Genomic DNA, 12498 nt, shown 5'->3' on the forward strand with positions numbered 1-12498 from the left:
CTTTTACTATCTCATGCTCTTTACTCTTGTTTACTGACTCAATATCTCAACTTTTTTGTGAGCAGAGTTTTAACTAATTCGCAAAAAATAAATTATTCAATATCTGAGATAAATTTTTATTTAAGCTATTCATAATTCTAATTATTAGATATAAGTGGCAAGCTTGTATTCCTGCTGAGGAATATAAAAAACATGTTTTAAACAAAAATATTTCTCATCTACTTAATTGCTAATAATTTTTAATATCAGTAAATAGCAATTATTTCAGCTTGTTATTTTTTGTGTATTTAAATAAAAAATGACAGAGAAAGAATTAGCTTCTCTGTCATTTTTTACTTTTTCTTAATATTCCGACTTGTGAGATTTTGTCTCAGCCTTATAGAGGCTGAACTAGATGATAAAATTTCTAGTTTTGAGCAGGCTGTACAAAACCCAAGGTTAAACTGTCTTTTGCCAAGAAATGAGCTAAATGATAAGCTCGTTCCTCTGTTTTTAACAGAATTTTTTCGTACAAATAACGTGTGCCTCTGTCGCCCAAACTCTCTGCCTGAGCGGCTTGGCGGCGAATAATGTTAATGATAGCTTGTTCTGCTGCTAGGTCATTTTCTACCATCTTACGGGAAGAATATACCCCATCAGACTCTTGCTCAAAACAGGTTAATTCTGCCAATTTGCTGAAAGAAGCAGCTGGTACACCACCTAATCCATTAAGTCTTTCGCCAATTTCATGAACGTGGTCTTGTACTTCGTTATAACTATCGTTGAAAAACTCATGTAATGAGTAAAATTCTGCACCTTCAACTACAAAATGATGTTTCTGGTACTGCAAGTAGAGTGCCTGAAAACTAGCTAATATGACGTTTAATCCTTCTGTAACTGGAGCAGTAACACTGCGGTCTAACAATACAGGATTGTCATAAACCTGACCAAAGTTTTGTAACAAAGTTTGTGTATCAGACATGGTTCTCCTCGCTTTTTCACAGTTATAGTTTTTAACTGTTTAGTTTCTACATATTAACATTCTAAAAATAGAAACAAGCTCAAAGAATATCATAAATTTCTAAATTTTTTGTTATTAAAATTGCAAATTTTTACTGTTAATAGAATCAATCTATACCCACTACATAGCGGGTAGCTACTACCATAAGATGCACTTTGTTAACTGCGGGCGCAGGAAGTCAGGGAAAATCTGACTTTGTTTCTTCCATCTACCCTTACACCCTGCTTTGTTTCTGCTTTTCAATATCTGGTAGCCAATACCTGACATACCCCGTCAAAAAACTTTTCATGCAAATTTTGCGAAATCCTGAATAAGGTCAAAAGTTGATGACATAAGCTGTTGAGCTTGTTGTTATCAGCAGAATTAATGAGAAATTTTCATATTTTTTCTGGCGAATAACTGAGAATTGTTCGCACTTAGGTTATCCTTATTTAAAGAGGCTGTACTCCCAAAATTCTAAAAATCAGGGAGCTAAAGCACGCTAGTTACTGCAAGTTTGTCGCACTTTTGAGGGTTCGTCTCTTGAAATCGTTTAGTTCCGGTTCAGAATTAGACCAGAAGTACGTTGTTGAAGTTAATTGGGCAGACCGCTGGCAAGTCTATCAACGTTTACACGAGCTAGATATTCCCTGTTGCTGTGAGACTAACCAGCCATTGCAAGTTGAAATTGCTAACCCTTTAGCAATGGTGCAATTTTGGTGCGTAATGCGACGATTTACAGATTGTCGTCAAAATCTGATTCAGATTCTTGAGAATAGCTGGCACAGTCGTTACCAAAAGTAATAACTGAGGACAGATGTCTAGAGTCGCTCTCGTAGTTAGAACAGAATTATTTGGTAAAAAATAGGGCAAAAAATATGGGTACAATCTACAGTACAGAAATTACAGAGTTTTGCCTGGAAGGCAGATTTATAGATTTTGTTATTAAAGATGGTTATAAGCTAAAAGGTTTAAAATTAGATACTTCTGAGGGTGAATGCTACGTAAAACTAGCTAAACATTTAAGGATTGCTTTTGATTGGCGCTTACCAAAAGGTACTTGGCTGCAAGTTGTTGGTACAAAAAAATACGACGGAAAAAAAGATGAGTTGACGCTGAAAGCAGAACGTGTAATGGCGGCGCGGTCTGATTTAGGCAGAGTTTCGACTAGCACTGCATTACAGGAACCACCTGTCAGAAATGATGTTAAGGCAAAACCAGCCAAAGCAAAACAAACAATTCTTGTGTGCCAAAAGTCGGACTGTTGGAAACGTGGTGGTAAAGGAGTTTGTCAGGCTTTTGAGGCCGCACTAAGCGATCGCGGTTTAGAAGACCAAGTTACCATCAAAGGGACAGGCTGCATGAAAAACTGCAAAGCTGGCCCTAATATAGTGATGCCAGATAAAACCCGCTACAGCCGCATTCAAGCATCCCAAGTTTCCACACTGATGGATAAGCATTTTGCTGACAAGCCTGAAGATAAGCAATCTTCTAATTTAGAAGGATTAGCAATAAATATCTCTAATTTCAATAAAGATTCTGCAAAAATTTCCACAATTTAATGAGAAAATCTTAAAGTTAAAAGATTAGTGTGTTCCCTCAAAACTCGGCTATAACTTATGCAAAAAGTTTGCAAGAGTTATAGCTGGGTTATTTAATATAGTTTTTAGGTAAAAATAATTGCAGTTGCTGAACTAGTCAACTTTAAGCTTTGCCAGAATTTCTAAACGTTTAAGATAACTCTTCATATGTTCAGCACTTTTGGTAGGGACACAGCCATCATTGTATAGATAAATTCTGTCTGTATTTGGATCTCCCTTATAAGAGAGCTTTGCTGCTGTTGTTGAAGTTATACCTTTTAATTCAACACAAATAGGATAGTCTTCATATTCAATGTTTTCTGTAGTCTTAAAGCCGATAGGCTTATATTCTCTGTTCAACACCACGTATCGTCCATCAGATTGCTTGTCCAGACAGTAAGGTAAAAATACTGATCTAAAGTCGTTCAGTGCCATATTAGCTTTTTAATTGTGAAGCCTTTAACTTTTAATCTGTATGTAAGTATGTAACGAATCATTACATTATAGATATACACACTAATCAACTTACTATCCACGATAAGCGCTCAGAAAAACTAGCTGATTCTCCATTTCTTTAGCAGATTTAGTTGCCATTAATTTCAAAACTCGCTGCATCTGCTCACCTACTGAATAGTCTTGCGTCGAAATAATAATACCTGAATGATTTCTGTTTTCGGTCATGTAAACACTATGCAACTGGCAGAAATCACCAGCATTAAATGTATAAAAAACACGTTGCTGTTCAGTGGCGATCGCTAACTGTTCCTCATCTCTGAAACCAGTTGTTGTTAGCTCACCAACAGTTGTCACATCTACTCCTCTTGCTCTCAATGCCCCGACGAATCTATGATCCATCGCATCCTCATCAATTAACAGTCGTATTTCACTCATACTTAGTGAGGCATCTGGTCAGCAAGTTGTTCATAGCTTGACTTCTCAGCCGTGAGGTAAGCTTCAATTTCCTCTCGATTAGCGTGGTAGTAAGTTAAGGCAGCATATACTTGTGCTAAAGTCAAATTTCCCATTCGTTCCACGATTTCTTCCGCATTCAGCCCCATTTTGTACCAAGCTGCAACTCGTTGCACAGATACTCTGGTTCCTGCGATGCAAGGGCGGCCACCAAGAGTATCTGGTGTGCGAAAAATTAGTGTACCAATGTCAGTAATAGTTTGCATCCACTACATTCCTTTGTTTTGCCCTTTAATCATCAATCTACACCTCTGGAAGTGCGATCGCACAAAATACTTGTCAAGCTACATAGAATCTAATCGCTGACGCAATTTACTACTAAAAGCATCAATCACAGTCACAATTACTAACAGCACAAGCATCATGGTTGTGGCTTTGTTGTACTCGAACCCATCAATGTAACTCTTGAGTTGAAAGCCAATTCCACCTGCACCAACTACACCCAATACTGAAGCGGCGCGGATATTATACTCAAACATCCATAAGGTGTAACCTAATCCCAAAGGTAAAACTTGGGGTAAGATGCCGTACTGCACAATCTGAAATCTGGATGCACCCATGACTTGCAAAGATTCTAGAGACTTGGCGTTCACCGCTTCAATTGCTTGTTGATAAAACTTTGCTAAATAGCCAATAGTGTAAATTGCTAAGGCTAAAGTTCCGGCGGGTGCGCCTAAGCCAGTGGCGGCGACGAAAATCAAACCTAAAATGATGGAAGGTACGGAACGCACAGCGTTTTGCAATAAGTTGGCTAACCATTGCAACCAACGCGGCGCAACATTACTAGCACTAGCTACAGCGATGGGTAAAGATAAAATTGCGCCAATGGTGGTTCCCCACAAAGACATTTGGATTGTTTCAATTAATGCCTTAATTGCGATATCTACAACTGTGGTATCTGGGGGAAATAAGCGAGAAACAAAATCGGTGATGTAAGGCCAGCTAGATGTCAGTAATTCAAAATCGACTTTGATACCTCGCAAAGCCCAAGCATAAACTACAACAACAATTAAAAGGATGAGTAGGGGACTCATCCAAGGGTAACGGTGAAGAATTTTTGAATTTAACATTTGACAAATTGGGCTTGCAAGTTTTCACAAAGTCCGTCGTAAACAATGCGTCCCGCTTCTAAAACGATCGCACGTTGACCATATTTTGCGGCTATGCCTAAATCGTGCAACACTGTCACAATCGTCATGCCTTGCTGGTGTAATTCTGATAGAGTTTCCATCACCTGTTGACAGGCGACAACATCTAAACCTGTAATCGGTTCATCGGCTAAGAGAATCTGCGGTGATTGAATTAATGCACGGGCGATCGCAACTCGTTGTTGTTGTCCACCACTGAGTTGACTGGTTTTTTGATAAGCTTGTTCTTTTAAACCCAACTGCGCGAGTAAATCCATTGCCAAAAGGCGATCGCGCCCAGGAAATCCAAATAATGTCTGCCAAGTTGTCCTTACGCCAAGTCTGCCACACAATACATTATCAATTGCTGACAACTGCCGAATTAATCCGCCTCCCTGAAATAACATCCCAACGTCACGCCGGATTTTTGGCAGTGTGCGGGGAGACATTGTGACACCATTGATTTGAATTTCTCCTTTGGTGAAGGGGACTAATCCGACAAGCGATCGCAATAACGTCGATTTCCCTGCACCATTGAGTCCCAGTAAAACAACAAACTCACCCTGTTTGATTTGGCAACTAATACCATTCAAGATAGGACGATTTAGAGATGCAGCATAAGCTGTCTCTAGGTTATGACATTCAATTACAAAATTACTCATCTTATACTTCTCTCTAAAAGTGCTGAGTGCTGAGTTGAAAGTGCTGAGTTAACCAGATGCGAAATATACACAGAATATTTAAATACTAAGTAGTTTTGCTTCACTCAGAACTCAGAACTCAGCACTCAGAACTCAGCACTATTAATTAAGGTGCAATCCCAATCCGAGTGAGGGCATCACGAACTGGTGCAAGGTGACGATTATGATCAACTCTTACCAATTCGGTGGAGTTGTATAAGTTACGTAGTAGTTGGTTGTTTTGTGATTGATTTAGCTTTAGCAAAGCGTTGATTAATCTTTCTCTGTCTGGGGCTGCTACATCATCATCAATGGCGATACCGTGGGCGGGAACACCAGAAATTTTATGCAGTATGCGCAACTTGCTTTTTTCTTCTGCGGTGATATACGGAGAGAACATAGCATATTCTGAAACAACTGCTACATCAGCCTGACCGCGTACTACTGCTTGTAAAGCTTTACTATAGTTACCACCATAAGCAACTTGACCAAAGAAACCGTCGAGGCGATCGCGGTCAGGTACAAATCCCTGCTTCACCAACTCACTGACTGGAAAAATAAACCCTGAACCAGAAGTTGGAGAAGTAAACGCCATTCGCTTACCCCGCAGTTGTCCTAGTGTTGCTTTGGCATTATTTCTAGTTTTCAGAGGGCTATTACTGGGAACAACAAATATTGAGTTATAAGTGTATCTACCAGAATAATTGTCACGGACTTCTGCTAAATACAACTTAGCATTTGCCAACTGTTCCGCTTTCAAAGCCGGACGGCTGCTTAAAAAAGCTACATCAGCACGATTGGCTCTCAAAGCTTCCACCGCCGCAGTATCATCACCAATCTGTGCTTTAACGGGAATTTTTAACTCGTTAGAGAGAAATTTTGCTACAGCGTTGGCTTTATTTTGCAAATCTGTAGAGTCAGAACGACTAGGAAAAATTATTGTTAGGTTTTTGAGTCTTTTGGCTTGGGCAAGTAAGCGTGGCGCTTGTTGATTAGGAATGGAGTTCGCATTAGCATTCGTTGTCTGCATTGCCCCAAAAGTGCCGACTACCAAACCTGTTAACGCCGCAAACGCAGCGCCAGCACCCAAAACGCCCTTTTTACTCACACTCATTTCTAACTCTCCGTTAGGAACTATTAGCAGTATTTTTGATAAAAAATTTCAACTACTTTAAAGAAAGAATCTAGAACTTTTAGGAATAAAAGTCAATATTAATCGTGTAATCACTTGTTAAAGATGAGTGCTAAAGATAGCAAAAAACAGGCTATTAATTAGCTTCTCAATAGAAAGTAGGGGAGAACTTATTCTTATTTGGTATTTGGTTGTGAGATTTTTACCTGATTAGCTGTAGAGAATTTCGTAGTTAACAATTTGGCATCTATATAAATTAAGTATAAAATCACACTTAAAATTTAATTTGCGATCAAGACGATTACTCTTTGGCAAAAGTCTGCGATACTATTTTATACATTTTATGCGCGTGTTATACCTAGCGAATGCTGCCAAACGATTTTCCCCAGCAATTTTTTGGTAAAAATGGCATTGGTAAATTTCATTACGTCGAGTATAAAGAGTGATGTAATTCCAATTCTTCAGGTATAGGACAACAGATTTACACTTGGAAACCTAGCTAAAATCTGACTTTTTGAATTACGAATTATGAATTACGAATTACAAATTAGTTTTTAGATATTGGGGTCATCCGTGTTCAAATTTCTTACTAAACTTGACTATTTACTGAAAGAAACTTTCTTGGGGTTGTTGCGCGGTGGTTGGATGAATTGGGCAGCTGTCAGTACTGTTGCGGTGTTACTATTTCTGTTCGGCTTGAGTCTGCAAACTTCTTGGCAAGTTGAAAAACTCCTCAATCAATTCGGTAGCCAGTTAGAAGTTTCAGTATATTTGGAACCAGGAGTCGAAGCTAAAAGCATCGAGCATTTGGTAGTAAAAATGCCGGAAGTTGTGGCGATGCAAACCATTCCCAAAGCAGAAGCTTGGGCAAAATTAGTCAAGGATTTGGGAATTGCTGATATTGACGGTGCTACCCAACAACTAGGGGAAAATCCTTTAGTTGATGAGATGAAAGTCAAAGCACGTAACTCTCAAGCAGTACCGATTTTAGCTACAAATTTGGCCAAATTGCGCGGAGTTGATACTGTGCAGTATGTAGATGAAGCTGTCAAACGCATCGCTCAGTTGCATCGAGGTTTGAACTGGTTTACTGTGACCATTACTAGTATCCTGACTTTAACTGCGATCGCGGTTACTACCACCACCATTCGCCTAATTGTGCTGGCGCGACGACGCGAAATTGAGATTATGCAACTAGTAGGCGCAACTTCCGCTTGGATTTATCTCCCGTTTATTTTACAAGGAATTTCCTTTGGCTTGGTTGGCGGTGCGATCGCATGGAGTTTTATTTCGGTAATTGAACAGTTTTTAGGCAAGTTACTAGCTAATCAACCAGAGTTTATCCAATTCATTGCCAATGGTTTGCAACTTGCACCCTCACAAATCTTATTATTACCCCTGATTCTTTTAAGTTTCGGTGCAACGGTAGGATTAATAGGAAGCTTGTTTGCTGTACATCGATTTGCTAAAGCATAGTCAAGAGTCAATTGTCAATGGTCAAGAGTTATTGATTAGCTTTAGTAAATCACAAATGACTAATGACAAAGGACTAAATTACTATGAAATCTCAATGGGAATCTTTATTGCAAAATCTCGGTGAATGGCAAGGTTCATTCACTCGATTTTCACCCCAAGGTATGCTTATAGAAGATATCAAAAGCGTTGTTTCCTTGGAAGGATTGAACGAAAATAAAACCATCCGCCAAATTGTTAGCCGCGAAGAGCAAGAAGATTTAATTTTAGAATACAGTTCTCTATCTAAAAGTACACTTTTTTTTGAAACTGGTGCATTTTCACAAGGTTCCATTCAGTTAGCACCATTTACAGAATTTGGTGCAGAACTCGGTTTAATTCATGAAAATCGCCGCTTACGTTTAGTGCAAATATTTGATAAAAACGGTCAGTTAGATAAAATAACTTTAATTCGTGAACATTTAGCCGGAACCGAACAAGTAGAAAATCCTCGCTTATCAGTAGATGATTTGTTGGGAGAATGGCGCGGTGAGGCGATTACAATATATCCTGACTGGCGATCGCCCGACACTTACTCTTCAACTTTAAAATTACATTTGGATAATACTGGACGATTAATGCAGAGTTTGACTTTTGGGGAACGCACCATCACTTCAACTGCCACTATCATAGGTTCTACCATTCTCTTCGACCAAGACCCACAAAAGCAAGTGCAAGTTTTACTATTACCTAACGGTGCTTCCGCAACATCTCCATTGCAAGTGAAGTTACGCCAACCCTTATTTTTAGAAGTAGGTTGGTTAATTCAACCTAATCTGCGTCAGCGTATGGTTCGCAGCTACAGCGATAAAGGTGAATGGGTAAGCCTAACTTTGGTAACTGAACAAAAGGTGTAATAGTGGTTATGACAATTAAGCAAATATTGTGAGAAAAATTATTTATGTTTTTTCTTTTTTATTATTTAGTCCCTGAACTCTCGCCATTTCCTAAACCTAAGATCGATTTGATAAAAGCATCTCCTGAATATCCAACCAGAAAACCTGTAAATAAACCGCCCCAAAAGTCTTCGACTGACACAACTTGCTGAACGTTACTTTTACGAGCAAATGCAACAATAATAATTAGAGCAAAAATTATTGTTCGAGATACAGACAACCAAAAACTGCTAGATGAGAAGTCAATGGAGTTTTTATTATCACTAACAACAAATCCTAAGATACTACCAATAATTGCACCAATGATCGAAGAGCGCATTGGTGATCTTATATCTACAGAAAATGGAATTGTATCTATATGATCCCTATCATCGATTCTGTAACGAACTTGTATTTGAAAAGTATGACTAACAGGACTAAAAAAAAGCCATATTCTAGTCTTTAATACAAAATGTTTTACTAGAGAATCTCCTGGATACAATTGTATTCCAAACTTACCTGAAACTCCTGCATCGTTTTTATTGTCCTCGACATAGTTTTCATTTTCACCGTATAAGTTAAACGTTACACTTGAAGAATCACTATTTACTTGAACCTTACTTGTTGAGTAGGCATTGAAAGTTGCCTGACTAGATTTTAAATTGACTATAGGTGCATTAAGTCGCAAGCTACCGACTGATTCCTCTTCTTCTGGGCTAACAGCTACAGCTACTCTTTCATCAGATTCAGCTTTAAAATATCTAAATATTCCTAATATTTGAACAAGCTCAAGAGAAAGAAAAGTTTGAAATATGTCTTGTAAATAAAATATGCATTGAATAAAAGTAGCTTGTAATACTTTCTTGATTCCTATCAACTTATTTTTATTTTCTTTTGCTTCTTGATTAAGTCTATCTTTTATTTCTTCTAGAATTTTACGTCTGGATTCTTCAATTTTTTTCCTGTATCTCTTCTTAGCTAGTTGATCATTAATGTCAACCGGAATATGTGTCTCAGTACTTAAGATTCTAACAGGGACAGCAAATGGATTTCTGATTATGACATAAATAGAAATTTCCTCACCAGCAGAGGTAAGAGGCTTAGATGTTGAGGCTTCTAACTTCAAAGATCCACGAATATCTGAATCCTTAGTTTTCTCTAGCTGTTTTTCATAAAGACATTTACTATCTTGCTCTTTATTATTCATTTTTATTTCGGAATATTTAATTTATGGCATTTACAGTATTAAACGGAAACTTTCTGGATATTATGAGCTTAATACCTGAAAAATCAAAAATTTATAAATATTTATGTGATATGTTACACCAAAGAACAGCGACGCTGCAATGCTTTCTGAAGTAAAGCTTGGTATTCTTTATTGCCAATACCATAAGCGCCAAATCTTTCCAAATGCGGGTTCATCATTTGAGCATCAAACAGCACAAATTGCCTTTGGCGCAATCGTTCTACTAACTTTACCATTGCCACCTTTGAGCCTTCGGGAATGCGGTAAAACATCGATTCCCCGATGAAAGCACCACCAATCACAATTCCTAAAATACCGCCTGCGAGTTCATCACCTTGCCAAGTTTCAAAACTATGAGCAAAACCTGTCTCATGCAGTAAAAAGTAAATTTCTTTTAATTCATCCGAAATCCAAGTTGTTTCCCGGTTCGCACAGCCATCAACAACAGCCGAAAAATCACGGTTAATTGCTACTGTAAACCGTTCTTGATTCAACACACGCTGCAACGACTTAGGATAGCGGAATCGCTCATCTAAAGGAATCAAAGTGCGATCGCGGCTACCATACCAACCCAAGCCATCATTGTCGTCAGCCATGAGAAAATAGCCTTGAGCATAGCCTTGAATAATAGCAGCGATATCATATTGCATAGATCAAATTAAAAATAAAAAATATCAGAGGAACGCAATCTGATGCGATCGCCATCCTCTGCGCTCCTCTGGGATATATCTAGCGTTACTCTGCGTTTAAAAAGATGACACAACCAATCCCATCCATCACCCTACCACCAGCTAACGACCCCATCCTTGAAGGTGAGTGGTTACAAGAGCGCTTGTTACGATGGCTAGATGCAGAATTTATCCCCGAAGCAATCAACCAAAAAATTGCCCAACGAGCAGCGCAAATCTTTGTGCGTCAACGCATGGAAGGAGAAAACGACTTAGGTTCTCTGGTAATTGCCATTGTCACAGAGATGCAAGGGTTTGATTTTTCCAAAAGCTTTTATGGAGAGTTTGCGATCGCTAACGCCGTCAGCGATCTACTCTTAGAAAGTCTGGGGATAGACCGTTGCTGCGGTCAATAAAGTAAAGTCCAAAGTCAACAGTCCATATTTTGACCATTGACTAATGACTAATGACTACCAGCTAGACTTAACCACTCCAGGTAACAAACCTTCGTGCGCCCACTCCCGCAGAACGTTCCGAGACAGTCCAAAGTCGCGGTAAACACCTCTGGGACGACCAGTTACCCAGCAGCGATTGCGGCGACGGTTGGGCGCACTGTTACGAGGTAGTTGTTGGATTTTGCGGTGAGCATCCAGTTTCTCTTCTAAAGATTCTGCCTGTTGGAACTCTTCTAACAGAGCTTCCCGCTTTTCGGCATACTTGGCCACTAACTTGGCGCGTTTTTTCTCGCGCTCAATCATACTTTTCTTCGCCATACATTCTAAATAAAGACAGCATTTTCCATTCTACAGTGTCCACATCAATTCTAGGAAAACTCTTTATTTTGTCTAGCCTATTGTAATCACTTTGTGAGCAGTAGGACATAAATCAGCCAGTTGACAAGCTGCACAAGCTGGAGAACGGGCTTTACAAATAGCACGGCCATGATAAATCAGCCGAATTGACCAATTTTCCCAATCTGGCTGCGGTAATAACTTCATCAAATCTTGTTCTATCTTGACGGGTTCAGAATACTTAGTTAAACCCAAGCGTTGGCTGAGACGCTTAACGTGAGTATCTACAGTCACCCCAGCATTTATCCCATAAGCATGAGCTAGAACTACATTTGCTGTTTTTCGAGCCACACCAGGCAATTTTAATAACTGCTCCATTTGATTAGGAACAACCGAATCAAACTCAGTCACAATCATCCGACAGGCTGCTTGAATATTCTTTGCCTTATTGCGATAAAACCCTGTAGAACGCACCAAGTTTTCTAACTCTTCTAAATCAGCATTAGCTAAACTGGCTGCATCGGGAAAACGATTAAATAAAGCTGGTGTCACTTGATTGACGCGCTCATCTGTACACTGAGCCGAGAGAATTGTGGCAACTAGTAGTTGTACAGGAGTTGAGTAGTTTAATGAGCAAGTTGCATCTGGATACAAATGCTTGAGGCGATGGAGAATTTCTAATGCCCTTTGTTTTTTCGATGGAGATTTGCGAGTAGTTACCATGCTAATTCATAATTCGTAATTCGTAATTCGTAGTTTAGAAATACAGCAGTTTGCATATTTTTGGAATACTGTAGAGACGTTACATGTAACGTCTCTACATGGTTTTGGTTTTTACGCTTGTACCTCATTTACCTGAAATACGCTGTATATAGCCAAAAGTAGGTAAAAAATAAATTAGCCTGCATAGGCAGGCTTTGTTGAGGTAGCGCCAGACTT

General features: G+C 39.0%; 16 protein-coding genes. 5 read left to right on the forward strand and 11 right to left on the reverse strand.

All coding sequences use genetic code 11. The features are described from left to right. Positions 1-406: 406 nt before the first annotated feature. Positions 407-961, reverse strand: coding sequence for a DNA starvation/stress protection protein DpsA (gene dpsA, locus ACMX3D_RS12725; RefSeq protein WP_482751765.1), 555 nt, complete (start codon positions 959-961; stop codon positions 407-409). Between the two features lie 561 nt (positions 962-1522). Here dpsA and ACMX3D_RS12730 point away from each other — a divergent pair. Both ACMX3D_RS12730 and ACMX3D_RS12735 read left to right on the forward strand, forming a co-directional pair. Continuing rightward, entirely contained in the window at positions 1523-1783 is a 261-nt protein-coding gene (locus ACMX3D_RS12730) for an Asr1405/Asl0597 family protein (protein ID WP_482751766.1), read from the forward strand. A 74-nt stretch (positions 1784-1857) separates the two neighbouring features. After that, positions 1858-2541 carry a (2Fe-2S) ferredoxin domain-containing protein gene (locus ACMX3D_RS12735; RefSeq protein WP_482751767.1) on the forward strand — a complete coding sequence of 228 codons (684 nt, stop codon included), beginning with the start codon at positions 1858-1860 and terminating at the stop codon, positions 2539-2541. 132 nt (positions 2542-2673) lie between these two features. Here the strand turns inward: ACMX3D_RS12735 and ACMX3D_RS12740 are convergent, their stop codons facing one another. From ACMX3D_RS12740 to ACMX3D_RS12765, 6 genes are all read right to left on the reverse strand, one after another. Beyond that, complete coding sequence (locus ACMX3D_RS12740; RefSeq protein ID WP_482751768.1) at positions 2674-2994, reverse strand: hypothetical protein; 321 nt, start codon at positions 2992-2994, stop codon at positions 2674-2676. Between the two features lie 93 nt (positions 2995-3087). Beyond that, entirely contained in the window at positions 3088-3450 is a 363-nt protein-coding gene (locus ACMX3D_RS12745) for a DUF5615 family PIN-like protein (protein WP_482751769.1), read from the reverse strand. 2 nt (positions 3451-3452) lie between these two features. Beyond that, positions 3453-3734 carry a DUF433 domain-containing protein gene (locus ACMX3D_RS12750; RefSeq protein ID WP_482751770.1) on the reverse strand — a complete coding sequence of 94 codons (282 nt, stop codon included), beginning with the start codon at positions 3732-3734 and terminating at the stop codon, positions 3453-3455. A gap of 78 nt (positions 3735-3812) precedes the next feature. Further along, positions 3813-4598, reverse strand: coding sequence for a phosphonate ABC transporter, permease protein PhnE (gene phnE / locus ACMX3D_RS12755; protein WP_482751771.1), 786 nt, complete (start codon positions 4596-4598; stop codon positions 3813-3815). Beyond that, a complete protein-coding gene (locus ACMX3D_RS12760) occupies positions 4592-5317 on the reverse strand; it encodes a phosphonate ABC transporter ATP-binding protein (protein ID WP_482751772.1) in 726 nt (241 codons plus the stop codon). Before ACMX3D_RS12760 ends, phnE begins: the two co-directional genes overlap by 7 nt. Positions 5318-5462: 145 nt before the next feature. After that, entirely contained in the window at positions 5463-6449 is a 987-nt protein-coding gene (locus tag ACMX3D_RS12765; protein ID WP_482751773.1) for a phosphate/phosphite/phosphonate ABC transporter substrate-binding protein, read from the reverse strand. A 591-nt stretch (positions 6450-7040) separates the two neighbouring features. Here ACMX3D_RS12765 and ACMX3D_RS12770 point away from each other — a divergent pair. Together ACMX3D_RS12770 and ACMX3D_RS12775 are read left to right on the forward strand one after the other, a co-directional pair. Continuing rightward, the gene (locus ACMX3D_RS12770; protein ID WP_482751774.1) at positions 7041-7943 is read left to right on the forward strand and encodes a cell division protein FtsX; all 903 of its coding nucleotides are present in this window, start codon (positions 7041-7043) and stop codon (positions 7941-7943) included. Between the two features lie 83 nt (positions 7944-8026). Further along, positions 8027-8836: a DUF3598 family protein gene (locus ACMX3D_RS12775; protein WP_482751775.1), complete on the forward strand. Its 810-nt coding sequence runs from the start codon at positions 8027-8029 to the stop codon at positions 8834-8836. A gap of 61 nt (positions 8837-8897) precedes the next feature. On the opposite strand, the gene ACMX3D_RS12780 is transcribed toward ACMX3D_RS12775, so the two are convergent. Beyond that, the gene (locus tag ACMX3D_RS12780; protein ID WP_482751776.1) at positions 8898-10061 is read right to left on the reverse strand and encodes a hypothetical protein; all 1164 of its coding nucleotides are present in this window, start codon (positions 10059-10061) and stop codon (positions 8898-8900) included. A 113-nt stretch (positions 10062-10174) separates the two neighbouring features. Beyond that, positions 10175-10750, reverse strand: coding sequence for a leucyl/phenylalanyl-tRNA--protein transferase (gene aat, locus ACMX3D_RS12785; RefSeq protein ID WP_482751777.1), 576 nt, complete (start codon positions 10748-10750; stop codon positions 10175-10177). A 104-nt stretch (positions 10751-10854) separates the two neighbouring features. Here aat and ACMX3D_RS12790 point away from each other — a divergent pair, with 104 nt between their 5' ends. Further along, positions 10855-11184, forward strand: coding sequence for a hypothetical protein (locus ACMX3D_RS12790; RefSeq protein WP_482751778.1), 330 nt, complete (start codon positions 10855-10857; stop codon positions 11182-11184). 54 nt (positions 11185-11238) lie between these two features. Here the strand turns inward: ACMX3D_RS12790 and rpsN are convergent, their stop codons facing one another. Both rpsN and nth read right to left on the reverse strand, forming a co-directional pair. Beyond that, a complete protein-coding gene (gene rpsN / locus ACMX3D_RS12795) occupies positions 11239-11541 on the reverse strand; it encodes a 30S ribosomal protein S14 (protein ID WP_482751779.1) in 303 nt (100 codons plus the stop codon). 72 nt (positions 11542-11613) lie between these two features. After that, positions 11614-12282: an endonuclease III gene (gene nth / locus ACMX3D_RS12800; protein ID WP_482751780.1), complete on the reverse strand. Its 669-nt coding sequence runs from the start codon at positions 12280-12282 to the stop codon at positions 11614-11616. Positions 12283-12498: the final 216 nt, after the last annotated feature.

It is taken from the genome of Anabaena sp. TISTR 8404 (assembly GCF_056847745.1).